Genomic DNA, 17,609 nt, shown 5'->3' with positions numbered 1-17,609 from the left:
TCCCAGGGTGGTTCTGTGCGGGTGTGCGAGAGGGCGTACGGGCGTCCGGCTACCTGGTGGCCTTGAACACGCCGTTGCCGAAGGAGTAGAGGGCGTCGCCGGCGATCGCGCCGCCCGCGAAGACCTCCAGGTCCTGCTTGGCCTTCGGGCCGAGCACGCGCGGTGCGAGGATGCGGACGGCGACGCCTGCGGCGACCATCCAGCCGGCCATCGGCGTGGTGATCAGCAGCCCGGTCGCCAGCAGGATGCCGAGCTGGCGCTTCGAGCCGCCGATCAACTGCACGATCGCGCCGGGGACCGCCCACAGAGCGAGGTTCCGGGCGGTCTCGGCGGACGGGCCCGCCTTGATCGCGGCGACGTACGCGGCGTCGATCGGGGCGGTCTGCCCGTTGTCGAAGAAGATCCGGTACGAGACGAGCACGACGACGATGGCGACGCCGAAGCCGATCATCGCGGCGATCAGCTGCTGGCGCCGGCCCTCCAGTTCGAAGGCCGGGTCGGCGCTCTCGCCGCGCAGCAGGTAGCCCGCCTTGAGGTCGTAGCCCATGTCGGCGAAGGCCGGACCGGTCGCGGCGGTGAAGCCGGACAGCACGACGAGCGCCTCGGGCGGGAAGCCTATGAGGATTCCGAGCAGCAGCGTGATCAGGGCGATCGCGAAGGCCGGGAACCAGCCGGAGTGCATGGAGGCGATCCCGACGAGCAGTTCGTGGAGGAACGCGGCGACGGTGGCGTAGAAGAGGAAGCCGATCAGCATGCCGGGGCTCATGTGCGTGGCGGCGCCGGTACCGAACGCCAGCAGGACCGAGATCACGAGGTAGGCGCCGAAGCCGAGCCGCATCGAGCGGCCCAGGTGCCGGGCGCCCGCCCGCGTGCTGCCGGGGGTGCCTGCCGGTGCGGCCGCGCGGGCGTCGTCCGCCGTGGCACGACGGGCCTCGAGGATGGTGCGGCCGACCTGGAACAGGGCGACGAGACCGGCCCCCATCATCATGCCGTGCGGCAGGTACATCGAGTCGAGATCGAGGCCGAACAGCGGGTCGGCGTACTGGCTGGACAGCAGACCGACGCCGAAGGCGGCCATGGCGCCGAACCCACCGATCAGAGCCACGCCGAACGCCGACATGGGCAGCGTGAAGGCGGCTCCGGCCAGTCCGGTCAGCAGGCCGAGCCCGAGCACCTTGGCGCGCCGGCCGCCCTCGTCGCCCGCCTTGATGGCCTCGGCGGCGGCGAGCCCCGGAGGCCAGGGGTTCTCCGCGGGGAAGGCCGGGGTGTCGTACATCCGGTAGAGCAGCCAGGCGTCGACCAGCATCGCGGCGGAGACCCCGATCAGCATCGGGATGATCATGTTGTCCATCCCGAACAGGAACGGGATGCCGATCGGCAGGAACAGGCTGTTCGCCGCGCCGAAGGTGGCCGAGGAGATGCTGGTCTGCGCCAGGTTCTGCGCATGCACCGAGCGGAAACCACGGAACAGGGCGAGCGGCACCCGGGCCAGCGTCATCGCGGCCAGCGCACCGATCAGTGAGGTGCTGGGGGTGACACCGAGCGTGGCGAGCAGCTGCACGCCCACGACGGCGCCGAACACGCTGAGCACCACGGTGAGGATGAGATTGCCGGGTGCCAGGGCCCGGGGATGGCGTCGGCCCTCACCCGCCGTGGGCGGGCTGTCGGCCTGCGGCGAGGCGTCAGTGCTCATGGGTATGCGGTGCTCCCGTGCGGGTCGGCGCTTGTCAGCCGCCTGGGTGAGTTCTAGAATCTGGAACCGTAAGTGAAAATGTGGATATCCATGGATCATCCATACGGCGTACTCTGCCGTCAAGGTCCCGGCTCGCCTTCTCGGTATGTGGGCGGTCCGGAGTCCCGGGCGAGGGGCGGTCACGGGCGTGCCCGGCCGCCCCTTACGATCGGACGACACGACTCGGGGGAGCTCGGGGGAGGCGGAACCACGGTGAGCACACTCGCCAACGCGCGCGATGTCCTGCGGCTGATGGCGCGCCTGCAGCGCGACCTGACCGTGACGGATGTCGCGGGGGCGCTGGACCTGCCCAAGAGCTCCGTCTCGCGGACGCTGAGCATGATGGCCGACTACGGCTTCCTGGACCGCGACCCGATGAGCCGCGCCTACCGCCCCGGGGCGCTCGTCATGGAGGCCTCGTACCACTTCCGCGCGTCGCGCAGCACGGCCTCACTGCTGGAGGAGGAGCTGGCCAGGCTGGTCGCGGACATCGGGTACACGGGGTACGTGGACGTGCTCGACGGGGCCGAGTCGCTCGTGCTCCACATGCGGCTCGGGACGACCGGCGCCCTCCAGGCCTACACCCCGGCCGGCACCCGGGCACCGGCCTACGCCAGTTCGATGGGGCGGGCCCTGCTCGCCCGCCTGGACGACGCGCAGGTGCTGCGGCTCGTCGACGCTCGCCTCGAACAGAGCACCGGCTCGGCGCCGCGCACCCCCGGTGAACTGACCTCCTGCCTGGCCCGGGTGCGCGCCGACGGGTGGGAGTCCTCGCGCGGAGAGTACGTACCGAACGTCGCCGGGGTCTCAGCCGCCGTGCTCGACAGTGACACGGGCCAGATCTTCGGCATAGGGGTCGCGTTGCCCGCGCCCGAGCTGCATGACGAGAACGCGGCCCGCTTCGGCCGGGCGGTGCGCGACGCCGCCCTGCGTGTCGGCAAGCGCATCGGCGACCCGTACTGGCTGCGCTACGTGGAGACCGATACCAGCCGCTGAGGCCTCATCAGCTCAGCAGGGGGCCGAGGGCCGCCCCGACCACCGCCCCGGGCGTCAGGACCGGCACGGTGAGCCCGGCCGCGCGCAGCGCCTGACGGTGCCGTGCCCCGTAGCCCATGCAGTCGAGCATCAGGGCGTCCGCTCCCGCGTCGAGGTGCGTGCGAGCCGCTGCGTGCAGGGCCGAGTCGTCTTCGGCGTACGGCGAGGCCGTGGTGAACGCCGGGTCCTGGACGACGGCCTGCCACTTCTCACGGGCCTCGGTGACCTGCTCGGGCAGCGGGACGACGATCCCGACCCGGCTGCCCCGCAACACCGTGCCGACGTATCCCGTCACCAGCACGTCGGGCTCGACGAGCCGCGCCCGCCGAGTCCGCAGGCCGGGGAACTCGCCCGTGCACAGGAGCACCACGACGTCGGCGCCGTCGTCCTCCACCCGTGTGACACGGGTCTGCATCCCGGCTCCCACGGCCTCGGCGTCCAGTGTCACGGAGCTGCCGTCGGCCAGACGGGTCAGCAGGGTCGCGCGCCCTTCCGTCGCCCCGTAGCGGAGCTCGATCTCCCGGCGGGTCAGACCGTCGAGGAAGCCGGCGTGCCGTACTCGCGCGGTCGTCGGCAGGTGCGCCTCCATGGGCTCCGACAGATCCGGGCGTGGAGCCTGGCCGATGGTCAGGAAGGTCAGCGTGCGCACGGCGTACCACCTCGCGGAAGTTCCGGATAATGGACATGGGTTGCAGATCAATGTAGTCGGCGATGCCTGGCGTGAACAGGGGTGGCCACCGACCGCCCGTGCGGCGCGGGCAGTTGTGCTTCGGCGCGGGGCGGGTGAACGACGGACGACCCACGGTGGAGCCTGCTCGCGGGCCGACCTCCGCCGCAGCGGCCCGCCGTCATGCGCGGAGCCGTGAAGGACGGGACAGTGGAGAGCGTTTGCCGGACCAGGAGCGCGACCACCGCGACGACTGACACCCTTCGGCAGGACGCACACGCAGAAGAGGGAGAGCGACGTGGAGCAGCCGCCGGCAGGAGCCGCGCCGGGAGAGCCCGAGCAGCAGGCACTCTTCGACTGGTCGGACACCGCGGCGGAGCCGGCCGCCCACCAGGCCTTCCGGGACAGCCCCGAGGCCCGCCGCATGCTCGACGTGCGGGAGGTCTACGCGGAGCCGGCCGCCCTCGACTCCCCGCGCGGCCGGCAGATCATGGGCCGGCTGCCGGGCGTGCCCGTGACCGAGGTCGCGAGCCACTGGCGCATCCCCTCCCTCCACGGCAACGACGGCAACATCGGCCGGTGGGTCCGCATCAAGACCGAGACGCTCGTCCTCGGGGTGAAACACACACTCCGGACGCGTTCCAACGGCAGGTCGGCCGACTGGATCGCTCCTGGCCCCTCCAACGGGTGTGCCATGGCCTGCGCCTACTGCTACGTCCCCCGTCGCAAGGGCTACGCCAACCCGATCACACTGTTCACCAACATCGAGGCGATCGTGGCCCACGTCCGCCGCCACGTACGGGCCCAGGGCGCCAAGACGGAGCCCAACCAGTGCGATCCCCGGGCCTGGGTCTACGACATCGGCGAGAACGGTGACTGCTCGGTCGACGCTCTTGTCTGCGACAACACGGCGGATCTCATCGCCGCCTTCCGCGGCATGCCGACGGCGAAGGCGTCGTTCGCGACCAAGTTCGTCAACCCCGACCTGCTCGCACTCGACCCTCAGGGGCGGACCCGCGTGCGCTTCTCCCTCATGCCGCCCGGCGACGCCCGGCTGCTGGACATCCGGACCAGTCCGATCGCCCAGCGCATCGCCGCAGCCGCCGACTTCCTCGACGCCGGCTACGAGGTCCACTTCAATCTCTCGCCCGTCATCCTGCGTGAGGGGTGGCAGCGGGACTGGGCCGGTCTGCTTTCCCACCTGGACGACGTCCTGCCCGCACGAGTGAAGCGGCAGGCGGCTGCCGAGATCATCATGCTGACCCACAACCAGTCGCTCCACGAGGTCAACCTGGGCTGGCACCCCCGGGCCGAGGAAGTGCTGTGGCAGCCCGCCGCCCAGGAGACCAAGCGCTCGGAGAACGGAGCCCTCAACGTCCGCTACTCGCGGGACGTCAAGCGGCAGTCACTGACGCACATCCAACAGCTGCTGGCAACGCACGCACCGTGGCTCCGCGTCCGGTACGCCTTCTGAGGAAGGGGCCGGCGGACACGCCTACGGGCACGTCGGCCGGACGCGGGGCCGGTGGCCGGTGCTGCTCCCGGCGGCGTGGAATCAGGTCCGTCCACGGGCAACTGCCGTGCCGCCGGGTGCCGGTGACCTGCCGGGCGGAGCACTTCACTGCCGGTCACACCACTCTCAGCGGTCGGCGGACCCCTTCCTCCTGGTGGTTTCGGGTGCGGAAGGTGCGGCGGTAGGTGTCCGGGGGGACGCCGAGGGTGCGGTTGAAGTGGCGGCGCAGGGTGGTGGCGGTGCCCATGCCGGTGGCGGTGGCGATGGCGTCGATGCTGTCGTCGGTCGTCTCCAGGAGTTCCTGCGCGTGACGGATGCGCTGGGCGAGCAGCCATTGCAGGGGGGTGGTGCCGGTCGCGGCCCGGAAATGGCGGCCGAGGTGGCGGGAGCTCATCCGGGCCTGTCGGGCCAGGTCTTCCACGGTCAGCGGCTGGTCGAGCCGTTCGATGGTCCAGGGCAGCAGGGCGGTGAGGGGGTGGTCGTCCTGGTCGGGTACGGGCGCCGTGACGAACTGCGCCTGGCCGCCGGAGCGGTGCGGGGGGACGACCAGCCGGCGGGCGGTGGTGTTCGCCGTGGAGGAGCCGTGGTCGAGGCGGACGATGTGCAGGCACAGATCGAGTGCCGCGGCCTTGCCGGCTGAGGTGAGTACGCGGCCGTTGTCCACGTAGAGGACATCCGGGTCGACCTCGACATCGGGGTAGCGGGCCGCCAGCGCGTCGGTGTGGGCCCAGTGCGTGGTGGCGCGCTTCCCGTCGAGGATGCCCGCCGCGGCCAGGACGAACGCGCCGGTGCACAGGGAGACGATGCGCGCGCCCGCGTCGTGGGCGGCCCGCACGGCCTCGACGAGGTCCGCGGGCGGGTCCATGTCGGTGTCGGCCCAGCCGGGGACGATCACCGTGTCGACTTCCTGGAGATGAGCGAGTCCGTGTCGGGGCTCCAGGCGGAAGGGACCGAAGGGCACGGGGGCCGGCCCGCAGACCGTGAGGTCGTACCAGGGAACGGTCACCGCGGCCGGTGCGGAGCCGAAGACCTCGTGGGCGATGGAGAGTTCGAAGTGCAGCATTCCGTCGGTGACGGCCAGTGCGACAGATCTCATGTCTGAAAGTGTACGGGCCATGTCGTTTCAGACACTCACGGTCGGTGGGCGGGCCGGGCCAGGATCGTTCCAGCCGGGCAGTCGCCCGGGGCGATCACAGGAGAAGGTCATGACGGGTAGTCAGATGGTCACGGTGTACGGCGCATACGGACACACCGGCAGGTTCGTCGTGGCGCACCTCCAGGAACGGGGTTTCGTCCCCGTCCTGTCCGGGCGCGACGCCCGCGGCCTCAAGGAGCTCGCGGAGGAGTATCCCGGCGTCGAGGCCCGCCCGGCATCGGTCGACGACGCGGCTTCGCTCGATGCCGCGCTTGCCGGTGCGGCAGCGGTCATCAACTGTGCGGGGCCCTTCGCCACGACGGCCGCCCCGGTGATCGAAGCGGCTCTGCGGGCCGGGATCCCGTACGTCGACGTGGCGGCCGAGATCGAGGCCAACGCCGACACGTTCGCGCACTTCGCGGACCGGGCCCGCGCCGCCGGCACGGTCGTCGTCCCGGCGATGGCCTTCTACGGTGGCCTCGGCGACCTGCTCGCCACCGCCGCGATGGGTGACTGGACCACGGCCGACGAGGCGCACATCGCCTACGGGCTCAACAGCTGGGAGCCCACCGAGGGGACGCGCGTCGCAGGCAAGGTCTCCGCCGAGCGGCGCGGCGGCCGGCGCGTCCGCTTCACCGACGGGCGACTGGAGTACCACACCGACGATCTGCCCACCGTGCAGTGGCCCTTCCCCGATCCCATGGGGTCACGGCCTGTGGTCAGCGAGTTCACCATGGCCGACGTCGTCACCATCCCCAGCCACCTCTCCATTCCCGAGGTCCGCACCTACATGACGACGGAAGCGGCGGCCGGCGTGGCAGCCCCGGCGCCTTCGCCGCCCACCGCCGTCGACGAGCACGGGCGCTCCGCACAGACCTTCCTGGTCGACGTTCTCGTACGCTCCGGCGACATGGAACGGCGTGCCGTGGCCGGCGGCCAGGACATCTACGCCGTCACCGCCCCCCTGGCGGTCGAAGCCGTCCACCGCATCCTGACCGGGCAGACCCGCGCGGACGGCGTCGCCTCAGCCGGCGAACTCTTCGACGCCCCAGGATTCCTCGAAGCGCTCTCCCCGCACATCACGTTCGAAGTCCGCTCCTGACGAGGAGGCGAGCTCCTCGCGGAACTCCGGCGCTGTCGTGTGATGTCCTCTCCGGCCCGCGGCAGCCATGCCGGGCACCGGAACGCCGGCGGATTCACCACCAAGGCCCAGGCCTGCGTGCCGGCGGCTTACGCACCGTGCTCCAGTTCCTGTTCGGTCCAGATCACCTTGCCCTGCTTGTGGTAGCGCGTGCCCCAGCGCTGGGCGCACTGGGCGATGAGGAACAGCCCGCGGCCTCCCTCGTCGGTCGTGGCGGCAAGACGCAGGTGTGGCGCGGTGCTGCTGCCGTCCGACACCTCGCAGATCAGGTTGCGGTCGCGCAGCAACCTGACGCGTACCGGGTCCGTTCCGTAGCGGATGGCATTGGTGACCAACTCGCTGAGGATGAGCTCAGTGGTGAAGGCGGTCTCCTCCAGACCCCAGGCGTTCAGCTGGCGGGTCGCGTCGGCCCGGACGCGGGCGACGGCCGACGGGTCCCGCGGCACCTGCCATTCGGCGACCTGGTCCGATGGAAACGACCTGGTCCGGGCGACGAGGAGGACGACGTCGTCGTCCGGGTGGTCGGGCAGCAGGGCGCTCAGCAACGCCGCACAGGTCTCGTCCGGTGTCCGATCCGCGTCGGCCAGTCGGCTGCGCAGCAGGCCGAGGCCGATGTCGACGTCCCGGCTGCGGCTCATCACCAGCCCGTTGGTGAACAGGATGAGGCGGCTGCCCTCGGGCACCTGGAACTCGACCGGGGTGAAGGGCAGGCCGCCCAGTCCGAGCGGAGGGCCAGGGGGCAGCTCGGGGAGGTGAACGGCGCCGGCCGGGCTGACGACCGCCGGAGGCAGGTGGCCGGCGCGGGCCATGGTGCAGACGCCGGCGACCGGATCGTAGACCGCGTACAGGCAGGTGGCGCCGACGATGTCCGTGTCGGCGCGGTCGCCGTCCATGCGCGCGACCAGCGCGTCGAGATGACCGAGGAGTTCGTCCGGAGCCATGTCGAGCGAGGCGAAGTTGTGGACGGCGGTGCGCAGCCGGCCCATGGTGGCCGAGGCCTGCAGGCCCCGGCCCACGACTTCACCCACCACCAGGGCCACCCGCGCACCGGACAGCGGAATCACGTCGAACCAGTCACCGCCCACTCCCGCCTGCGCCGGCAGATAGCGGTAGGCGACGTCGATGGCGCTCTGCTCGGGAAGGTCCCGTGGCAGCAGGCTGCGCTGAAGCTCGACCGCGACGGTGTGCTCCAGGAGATAGCGCCTGCCGTTGTCGATGGCGACCGCGGCCCGGGAAGCCAGTTCCTCACTGATGGACAGATCGTCCTCACCGAACGGCTCCGCTCCGGAGGCGCGCCAGAAGTTGGCCACCCCGAGCGCGACGCCCCGGGCCCGCAGAGGGACGGAGATCAGGGAGTGGATGCCGTAGTCCAACACCGCGCGGGCCCGCTCGGGGTCCTGTTCCTGCCAGCCGGGCTCCGTGCGCAGATCGGAGGTGAGGGCCGCGCGACCGGTGGCGACTCCCGTGGGGATGGGTGTCCCGGGCAGGAAGGTGATCGCCTCGCCGGCCGGAATCAGGGGAACGTCGTCGTGCGTGCCGTGCAGGGCGACGCGGTGCATCGCCAAGTCGCCCGGAGCCGGTTCCGCACCGCGCCGGACAGCGTCCAGCAGCTCGACCGTGACGAAGTCGGCGAAGCGGGGCGTCGCGGCCCCGGCCAGTTCCTCGGCGGTGCGGACCATGTCGAGCGTCGTACCGATCTGCACCCCTGCGTCGTAGACGAAGGCGAGCCGTCTCCGGGCCGTCTCGGCCCTCTCCTGTTCCCTTCGCAGCTCGGTGGTGTCGCGAAGGATGGCCACGGTCGCCTTCAGGCCGGCCTCCCGGTCCACCCGGCGAACGGTGACGGTCAGGAGGCGCCCCTCGGCGACACGAGCCTCTTCCGTGCGGGCGCCGTGGGAAGTGAGCAGCTCGGCGACGTCGGGATCGAGGCCCAGGTGGCCGAGTCGGCGCCCTTCACTCGCTTCGGGAAGGGCCAGGAGACGTCGCGCCTCGTCGTTGGCGAGTACGAGACGGCCGTCGTCGTCGATGATCAGCACTCCCTCCCCGAGGGCGTGGAGAACGGCGTCATGGTGCTCGTACATGCGGGTGATCTCGACCGGGCCGAGCCCATGCGTCTGGCGCCGGAGCCTTCGGTTCACCAGAGCGGCGCTTCCAAGGGCCAACGCGAGCGCCGCGGCGCTCGCTCCCAGCAGAGTGGGCAGCTGCCGGTCAGCGGATTCGTTCACGTTCATGACCGTGAGGCCGACGGCCACGCCCCCCAGTACACGGCCGTCCGCCGCACGTACGGGGGCATCGGCGTTCACCGTCGGCCCCAGGCTCGCCTCGAACGTCCGGGTGACCGATCGACCGCCCAGGACCTCTTCGAGAAGTCCCGGCGGGCCGACGACGCGCTTCCCGATCTGTGCGGTGTCAGGGTGCGTGTACCGGATACCGTCCTCGTCGAACACCACCACGTAGTCGACGCCGGACGCCTTCCTGACGGCCTCGGCCCGGGGCTGGAGCGCCGCGGTCGGGCCCGGCCCGCTCATGGCCTCCGCCGTTCCGGGAGCCACAGCGAACGCTTCGGCGGCCGCGCGCGCGACGCGGCGGGCGTCTTCGGTGCTGTCACGCCGCGCCTGCAGTACCAGAAGCACCAGCGACGTGACGATGATGACCAGCGCGGCGACGAACTGCAGCAGGAAGACCTGGGCGGCGACGGACCGGTGGGAAGCAGTGGGACGAGACCGACCCCCGGCCATTCCCGGCAGTCGGTCGCGACGACTGCGCAGCCGACTGATAAAAAGGTGCATATCGGCATCTTTCATCAGTCGTTGACGTGCGACCACCCCGGCTGTCCCGGAATCGCGCCGGTCGTGTCCATCGGTGCTCCCGCCACTCGTCCCCAGATGTCGGCCGACAGGCGATCAAGGACTGTCACCTGTGTGAAGACGCAGGGATGCCGGGCCGCGGGGCTCCGCACTTGGACCGTCGGCCCACGAACGGCGCGGGGCCGTCCGGCTCCCCGAAACCGACAGGCCAGGCCTGGCGGTCCGGCTTCTCGGAGGTTCCTGTGTCGTCCGCGAACCGCACGCCGTGGTTCCGGCAGCTCGACCGCATACCGTCTCAGCCCGGCCCGGCGCGTGGCAATCGCCACGGGCGGCCCCGCCCTTGAGGACGGCGCCGCCCGCGCGCTGGACGCCGACCACCTCGGCTTGCGGGACCGCCGGGCTGGGCTCCGGCCGATCTGGAGGTGGCCCGGGGCTACGCCGCGGCCGTCGCGGTCCGCACGGGGCGTCAGGCCTTCGCGCCGCCCATCCGGTGTCTGCCCGGAGTGTGACCGTAGGCCTGGCGGAAGACGTCGATGAAAGCACTGGCGGAGGACCAGCCGCACCGGTGCGCCACCGTTGTCACCGGCACGCCCTCAGCCAGCAGCACCAGGGCCTGGTAGAGGCGTAGTTGGGTGCGCCACTGGGGGAAGGTCATACCGAGGTCGGAGGTGAACAGGCGGGAGAGCGTACGGGCGCTGACGCCGGCCTCCTTGCTGAGTGCCGCCAGTGTGCGCTGTTCTCCGGGGTTCGCCTGCAGGATGTCGCAGATCTCCTTCAGGCGGCTGTCGGTGGGGGTCGGAAGGTGCAGCGCCTGCTGCGCGGAGGCCGCCAACTGGTCCAGCAGTACCGCCCGCAGCCGGTTCCGCTCGGCACCGTCGTCGTCCGGATCGCGCGTATAGGCCAGGATCAGCTCCCGCAGGAGGGGCTTCACCGTCAGGACGGTCGGTGCGTCCAGCCCCAGCGGATTGTCCGTAGCGGGCAGTCCCACCAGGCGCAGGTCGAGCGCCCCATGAGCATGATGCGCGTGGACGGTGCCCGCCGGCACCCAGATCGCCCGGGTCGCGGGCGCGATCCAAGTGCCGATGTCCGTCGTGATGGCCAGAACGCCGCGCGCGGCATAGATGATCTGGTGGTCGTCATGGCGGTGGGCATCGATGTCCGCCCCGGCCGCCACCCACTGGGTACGCGTCGGAGCGATCGACTCATGGCGAATACTCTGCATTACCTGTCCTTTTATCGGAAGCGCGCCGATGAGTCCAGGGCAACGATGGTCCAGTGGCAAAGAATCGAGCAATCACCCTGCTGTCCGTCGGACACGCCTGTGTCGATGTCTACCAGGGCGCCGTGGCTGCCCTGGTCCCGTTCTTCGTGGCCGAGCGCGCTTACACCTACGCGGCGGCCTCGGGCATCGTGCTCGCCGCATCGCTGCTGTCCTCGGTGGCGCAACCCCTGTTCGGGGTGGTCACCGACCGGCGTGCGATGCCCTGGCTGCTCCCCGTCAGCACGATCGTCGGAGGTCTGGGCATCGCGCTCAGCGGACTGAGTGGTTCCTACGGTCTGACCCTGGCCTTCGTCGCCGTGGGCGGAATCGGCGTCGCCGCCTACCATCCGGAGTCCGCCCGCGTGGCCCGGATCGCGAGCAAGGGCAGCAACACGGCCATGGGCTGGTTCTCCCTCGGCGGCAACCTGGGCTTCGCCTTCGCCCCGGTCATGATCGCCGTGGTCGTGGGAACCGGCGGCCTGCGGCTCTCCCCTCTGCTCATCTTCCCCGCCCTGATCGGCAGCGCCCTGTGCCTTCCTGTCCTGCGCGGGACGGAGCCCACGGCCGCCACGTCCGGCGCCCGAGCGCCCACGCCTTCCCAGCGCGACGACTGGCCCTCCTTCACGAAGCTGGCCCTCGCGGTGGTCTGCCGGTCGATCGTCTTCATCGGCCTCAGCACCTTCGTCTCGTTCTACGTGCGGGCGCGCACGGACGGCGGCATGGCGGCCGGGACGGCCGCGCTGTTCGTGCTCTATCTCGGTGGCGCGGTCGGCACCGTCCTCGGCGGCAGACTGGCCGACCGCTGGGACCGCGTCACCGTCGTGCGCCGGTCGTATCTTCTGACCGTCTTCGCCGTGGCAGGACTGGTCTTCGTACCGGGCCCCGCCATCTACCTGTTCGTGGCGCTGACCTCCGCCGGGCTCTACATCCCCTTCTCGCTCCAGGTCACGCTCGGCCAGGACTACCTGCCCAACCGCGTCGGCACTGCCGGCGGCATCACCCTCGGCCTGACGATCAGCATCGGCGGTCTGTTCAGCCCCCTGATCGGACGCCTGGCCGACGCCACGTCCCTGCAGACCGCCTTGATGCCTCTGATCGCCCTCCCGGCGCTGGCGTGGCTGCTGTTCCGGACCCTCGCGGAGCCGGTCGTGCCCGGCCGGCCGGCCACGACGGCCGCCTCTCCCACCCCTGAGGAGATGAAGAGCTGATGCCCTCCGCACTCTCTTCCGCAAGAGATTCCGCACCCGCGCGGGAGCACCCGCCTACGGACCATGACGCGAACCCGGCCCGGGACGTGTGCCGTTGCGCGACCGAGGGGGCGCGGCCCCGCCGCCTCAGCCCTCCTGGCGGCGGGAGTTCACCCGTCCGACGTCACAGGGCGAGTTCGAGTGCTGCCGGTGCTCCTGCGGGGCGAGGGTCGTCCTCAGCGACGGCGGGTTATCGGTGTTCATCAGCAGTGACGGGCTCTCGTGAAGGGGCCGGCAAGGCCCTGTGGAACCGCTCCATCACTTCCAGCGATCACCGATGAGGAATCGGGGCATGGCCCGCGAACCCCGGCGCATGCGCGCCCTCCCGCTCGTCCGGCCGACGGCGACGGACCGATGCCGGCCCGTGGTTCCTTTTCGGCCAAATCTCGTCAGAAACTCCGAGCCAGCGCCCCCCTTCCCGGGGGTTTCCCACCTGAGGGAGCGGCAAAAGGTGTACCTCCCAAGTGGTACGTGTACACATCAATCACCTTTTCGAGGAGGCGTCGGTTACCCGCACCTGTCGTCACGTAAACGCCCTCCGGCGCACTTTTCGCCTGACCTCTCACCACCTTTGAGGTGCACTGCGGCAACATGTCCAACTTCGACATCTGCGCAGGTGGGGGCGCAGTAACTCCACATTGCCCCGAGCACGTTCACATAGGCTGCGCCTGCCTCTCCAGCACCCGGAGCGGCATGGAATGTCTGAGGTGATGTGTGTGCACGGCATACGTAGATGGGGGCCGACGACAGCAGCACTGGCGCTGCTGGCCGGAGTCTTCCAAGGAGTCACGGCCTCCCCGGCCGTGGCGGAATCCGACTGCTTTCGGGACACGTGCTCGGGAAAGGACCCCATCGCGATGGGGTGCGACAACGACGCCGAAATCCTTCAACAGGCGACCATGGCGGACGAGTCGGTCTCGGTACGGCTGCTCTGGTCGCCGATGTGTCAGGGCGTATGGGCAAAGGTCTCACGCGATCTCGATACGTCGCCCGCCTCCGTGTATCTGACACTGTGGACGACACGCGATCCCGACGGCGGTGTTCAGGCCGGTGACAGTCCGGGCGTTCTCGGCAGCGGTGTAGCAGGCGCCTACACCAAGATGCAGAACTGGAAGAAGACGACGGCGAAGGCGTGCTGGAACGACGTCGATACCGCGTTCGACCCCGCACCGACGAAATACACCATCCAGAGCCCCGCCAAGGAAAACGACTGGCCGGTCGACGCGAGCCTCGCGGTCCAGCACGGCAGCTGCACGGACTGGATGTGAGGAGCAACATGCGGAAAAGACGTCTCATACGCCACTTGTCCATGAATCCGCTGGTCATCATGAGCGTGGTGGCGGCATCCGCCGCGCTGTTCCCGATGGCTTCCGCGGATCCCGCACCGGCCCCCACCGCCGCGGAGAACACGACGCGCATGTTCTCCGCGCCCGGCAAGGACCTGGGGGCGGACTACACCTCCTCGGCCGATGAGATCGTGCAGGCCACCGGCGACGCCGAGGGGCTGCACATCCTTTCGGCGCGGGAGAGCGACGGGTTCTCCTTCCACGAGATCGCCCGGCTCAAGCGCAAGGAACTGTCCGACGTCGGCCCGTGGACGGGCTACGTCTGCACCACCGGCTCGGGGAACTACGCGGCGGCGGTCTACGCCCCGTCGGTCTGGTCCAACAAGCCCGGTGCCTACGCGAGCGGCGCGTTCGCCGCGGTGATCCGCCTGTCGGACGGCAAGGTCACAGAGATTCCCGACGGAGTGCAGCTCGCCTACTTCTCGCCGGGCTGCGGTGCGGGCGACGACGTGGCGTTCACCTCCAGTTCCGCCACGGACACGTCGGACGGCCGGACCACGGTGATCTCGGTCGACGCGACCACCGGTTCGGTCTCCTCCCGCCGCACCGTCGACGGCTTCCTGACACACGTCACCCCCACCGGGAAGGGCACCGTCGGCGTCCTCTCCGGCAACCTGGTCGACCTCAAGGACGACGGGAGGACGAAGCTGTCCGCCCGTACGCTCTCCAAGGTGCCCGGCCCCATGTTCGCGCTGGCCGCCTCGGCGAACGGTGCCGTGGACATCGGCACGGTCGACGGCGGGAAGAGCGTCATCTCCCGCTTCGACGGCAAGAAGTTCACCGAATTGGGCCGCGCGCCGAAGGGCAAGGTGAAGTTGCTGCGCGTGGCCAAGGGCGACGCGGTCGTCGGTGACGTGAAGGCCATCGACACCGGCAAGGCCCCAGGGCTCGCCAAGCATGCCGTGGACGGCCGGGTGGCCGGGATCTCGCGCCTCGGTCATCTGGTGACCCACTCGGTGTTCTCCGAACAGATGAAGGGCGTCACCGAGGGCGTCGGCTCGTCCGTGGCCAAGGGCGCCGGATCGCTCACGATCAAGGCGACCGCGTTGAGGACGGGCACGAAGGCCACCACGCTCGTGGATGCCGACCGCAAGCGGCCGAAGTCGGACACGACGCTGACGATGGGCCCGACCGCGTTCGCCATGTCCGATGACGACGATCCGCTCACCTGCGGTGAGAGCGCCCCCGAGACCCAGTGCCTGTCCGGGGAAGGCGCGGCCGTCATCGGCAAGATCCCGCGCATGGAGACCCCCTGCATCGTCAAGCGCAACGACCCCAAGCGCCAGGCCCTCCAGGCCAGCGCCAACCAGGTCGAGTGGGCGGTCGACCAGGCGGTCCACGGCCGGCTGACCGTCTCGCGTCCGGCGGACTGGCACGACACCGGCCTCGGCGCCTACACCCCGCAGGGACTGTTCCCCAAGCCGGTCCTGACCGGCGGAGGGGAGATTCCCGCGCAGGTCATGCTGGCCATCCTCGCCCAGGAGTCCAACTTCAAGCAGGCGTCCTGGCACTCCATGAACGGTGACTCGGGCAACGTCACCCGGTCCGACTGGCTCGGGAACGGGAACGGCATCCACGGCTACCCTGACGTGACAGCGGCCGACTGCGGCTACGGCATCGCCCAGGTCACGACCGGCATGGACTCGGCATACCCGGACCAGCTGGACACCCTGCACGCGGGCGCCGTCACCACGGACTACGCGGCGAACATCGCCGCTGGTCTGGGGATCCTGGGCGAGAAGTGGAACCAGCTCAAGGATCTGGGCATGAACGCCAACAGCGGCAGTGCGGCTTACATCGAGAACTGGTACATGGCGCTCTGGGGCTACAACTCCGGCGTCTACACCATCGGGTCCAACGCCGGCCTGGGTTTCTTCAACAACCCGATCAACCCGAGCTATCCGGCGGACCGCGACCCGTTCCTGCGGTACAGCTACGACGACGCGTCCCGCCCCGGCGAGTGGAACTATCCGGAGAAGATCCTCGGCTGGGCGGAGAACCCCCAGCGGACCTGGAACAACGAAGAGTCCTACGTCCGGCCCGACATGCCGCTGTCCGTCCTCAAGACGCCCCCGTACGGCACCTTCTGTGACGCGTCCAACGTGTGCGACCCGGCCGCGGCCGACCCGTGCCCGAGCTGGAACAACCTGTGCTACTGGGGCAACAGCGCGGAGTGGATCGGCTCACAGAGCGGCAGCAACTCCAGCACCGAGAATCTCCGCTACTCGCTCGGCTCGTCGGAACCCGAGTTGCAGAGCAAGTACGACCACGGCAACTGTTTCGACTGGCCGAACGGCAATTCCAACGCCATCGTCATCGATGACCTCGGAGAGCACGAGGACACCTACGACTGCGGGGACTTCGAGGGGGCCTGGGACGGCAAGTTCACCCTCCAGTCCGGTGACAACTTCACGATGCAGAGGGACGACAGCACCTACCGCGCGACCCCCTACATCGCCAACATCGACCTGCACCAGCTCGGCGCCGGGTACGACCACCACGTGTACTTCACACACAGCTACCCCTACGGGGAGATCTTCCACAAGGTCACCGGCCGGTGGCAGATCAACCCGAAGCTGCTTCCCTCCGGCGACCAGCCCGGCAATCGCTACCGGGTCTTCGTCCACCTGCCGAGCCACGGCGCCGAAGCGGCCATCGGGTACGACTTCATCCCGGGCGACAACACGGCCGGCGCCGAGCCCGATCACTGCAGCATCAACCAGGGAAGTCGCAGTGCGGGCGAGGAGACCTGGGTCGAGATGGGCACCTTCACCTTCTGGAAGGGCGGCCGGATCGAACTGGACAACATCCAGAAGGGTGCCACCGGAGACGCCAACGTGGTGTTCGACGCGGTCGGCTTCATTCCGGCCACCTCCGCCGACCCCGGCATCTGCAGCCTCAACGACGGAGGCCTGTGATGCGCGCCGCCCTCCGCGTTCCCGTCGTACTGATGGCGGTCGCCATCGGTGCGACGGGGGCCGTCTCCTGCAGCCGGAGCACCCCAGAGAAGACGGCGGCATCCGAGCGTCCGACGGCCGCGGGGCCCAAGGCCGCAGCCACGCCGGCCGAGACGCCGACCGAGACGCCGACCGTGACGCCTGCCACCGACTTGCCGAAGCACGCGGTGGCCGGAAAGGACCGGCCCAGCATCGGTGCGGGGGTCACGATGGCCGTCGGGTACACCGGGAAGGACTTTCTCTCCCGGCTCGCCAAGGCCTGGAAGCTGAACCTGGACAAACCCGTCAAGCAGGAAATGCCCAACGGGAAGATGAGAACGTACATCCACGGACGCGGCGGAACCGGGAGCGGCACCGGAACGACGGTGTCAGCCGGATTCGCCGACCACACGAACCTGTCGTCCCTGCTGTGCGGCACCGGCACGGACAAGTCCGGTGCTCTCGACTTCCTCGCGGCCTGCACCGAGCTGGACGTGGCGGGAATCGATCACGCCAAGGCGTCCTCCTGGCTCGAACAGGCCAAGAGGGAAACCGACTCCCTGTACAAGGAGCGGGCTGCCGAGACCAAGAACAAGAAGGAGTACGTCGTCAGCGGAGTATTCACCTCGGGTCCCGTGGTGATGGTCCTGCACCGGACGTACGACACGTATTCGCTGCGCATCCTCGGACACGCGGCGGCCTAGCAAGCCCGTGACCGGAAGCGAGAGGCCCTGCCGGCTGAGGCAGGGCCTCTCGCCTTCGCGCAGGCACGCGATCTGGAATCCGGGTGCT

12 protein-coding genes are annotated in these 17,609 nt (G+C 69.9%); 7 read left to right on the top strand and 5 right to left on the bottom strand.

All coding sequences use genetic code 11. The features are described from left to right. Window positions 1-49: 49 nt before the first annotated feature. On the bottom strand, window positions 50-1,693 hold the full coding sequence (locus ACIRJR_RS18080) for an OPT/YSL family transporter (protein WP_403781171.1): 1,644 nt from the start codon (window positions 1,691-1,693) through the stop codon (window positions 50-52). 252 nt (window positions 1,694-1,945) lie between these two features. Here ACIRJR_RS18080 and ACIRJR_RS18075 point away from each other — a divergent pair, with 252 nt between their 5' ends. Next, window positions 1,946-2,728: an IclR family transcriptional regulator gene (locus ACIRJR_RS18075; RefSeq protein ID WP_403781168.1), complete on the top strand. Its 783-nt coding sequence runs from the start codon at window positions 1,946-1,948 to the stop codon at window positions 2,726-2,728. A 7-nt stretch (window positions 2,729-2,735) separates the two neighbouring features. On the opposite strand, the gene ACIRJR_RS18070 is transcribed toward ACIRJR_RS18075, so the two are convergent. Continuing rightward, window positions 2,736-3,416: an AroM family protein gene (locus ACIRJR_RS18070; RefSeq protein WP_403781165.1), complete on the bottom strand. Its 681-nt coding sequence runs from the start codon at window positions 3,414-3,416 to the stop codon at window positions 2,736-2,738. 316 nt (window positions 3,417-3,732) lie between these two features. On the opposite strand from ACIRJR_RS18070, the gene ACIRJR_RS18065 reads away from it, so the two are divergent. Continuing rightward, window positions 3,733-4,908: a spore photoproduct lyase family protein gene (locus ACIRJR_RS18065; RefSeq protein ID WP_403781162.1), complete on the top strand. Its 1,176-nt coding sequence runs from the start codon at window positions 3,733-3,735 to the stop codon at window positions 4,906-4,908. A gap of 154 nt (window positions 4,909-5,062) precedes the next feature. Here the strand turns inward: ACIRJR_RS18065 and ACIRJR_RS18060 are convergent, their stop codons facing one another. Further along, complete coding sequence (locus ACIRJR_RS18060; RefSeq protein ID WP_403781159.1) at window positions 5,063-6,043, bottom strand: helix-turn-helix domain-containing protein; 981 nt, start codon at window positions 6,041-6,043, stop codon at window positions 5,063-5,065. A 109-nt stretch (window positions 6,044-6,152) separates the two neighbouring features. On the opposite strand from ACIRJR_RS18060, the gene ACIRJR_RS18055 reads away from it, so the two are divergent. Continuing rightward, window positions 6,153-7,184 carry a saccharopine dehydrogenase NADP-binding domain-containing protein gene (locus tag ACIRJR_RS18055; protein ID WP_403781156.1) on the top strand — a complete coding sequence of 344 codons (1,032 nt, stop codon included), beginning with the start codon at window positions 6,153-6,155 and terminating at the stop codon, window positions 7,182-7,184. A gap of 128 nt (window positions 7,185-7,312) precedes the next feature. Here ACIRJR_RS18055 and ACIRJR_RS18050 read toward each other — a convergent pair whose 3' ends face one another. Both ACIRJR_RS18050 and ACIRJR_RS18045 read right to left on the bottom strand, forming a co-directional pair. Then, window positions 7,313-9,958 (bottom strand): SpoIIE family protein phosphatase, encoded by a 2,646-nt coding sequence (locus ACIRJR_RS18050; RefSeq protein ID WP_403781153.1) that lies wholly within the window; start codon window positions 9,956-9,958, stop codon window positions 7,313-7,315. Between the two features lie 535 nt (window positions 9,959-10,493). Beyond that, window positions 10,494-11,249, bottom strand: coding sequence for an AraC family transcriptional regulator (locus ACIRJR_RS18045; protein WP_403781150.1), 756 nt, complete (start codon window positions 11,247-11,249; stop codon window positions 10,494-10,496). A 53-nt stretch (window positions 11,250-11,302) separates the two neighbouring features. Between ACIRJR_RS18045 and ACIRJR_RS18040 the strand changes: the two genes are divergently transcribed. From ACIRJR_RS18040 to ACIRJR_RS18025, 4 genes are all read left to right on the top strand, one after another. Further along, a complete protein-coding gene (locus tag ACIRJR_RS18040) occupies window positions 11,303-12,496 on the top strand; it encodes an MFS transporter (RefSeq protein ID WP_403781147.1) in 1,194 nt (397 codons plus the stop codon). Window positions 12,497-13,251: 755 nt separating this feature from the next. Then, the gene (locus ACIRJR_RS18035; protein ID WP_403781144.1) at window positions 13,252-13,803 is read left to right on the top strand and encodes a DUF2690 domain-containing protein; all 552 of its coding nucleotides are present in this window, start codon (window positions 13,252-13,254) and stop codon (window positions 13,801-13,803) included. A 35-nt stretch (window positions 13,804-13,838) separates the two neighbouring features. After that, window positions 13,839-16,799 (top strand): hypothetical protein, encoded by a 2,961-nt coding sequence (locus tag ACIRJR_RS18030; RefSeq protein WP_403781141.1) that lies wholly within the window; start codon window positions 13,839-13,841, stop codon window positions 16,797-16,799. After that, a complete protein-coding gene (locus tag ACIRJR_RS18025; RefSeq protein ID WP_403781138.1) occupies window positions 16,799-17,521 on the top strand; it encodes a hypothetical protein in 723 nt (240 codons plus the stop codon). The genes ACIRJR_RS18030 and ACIRJR_RS18025 overlap by 1 nt, the downstream gene beginning before the upstream one ends. Window positions 17,522-17,609: the final 88 nt, after the last annotated feature.

The sequence above is a fragment of the Streptomyces sp. NPDC102402 genome, assembly GCF_044765765.1.
Lineage (GTDB): Bacteria > Actinomycetota > Actinomycetes > Streptomycetales > Streptomycetaceae > Streptomyces.
The sequence above is the reverse complement of the archived record's forward strand: the minus strand, read 5'-3'. Positions and strand labels throughout refer to the sequence as shown.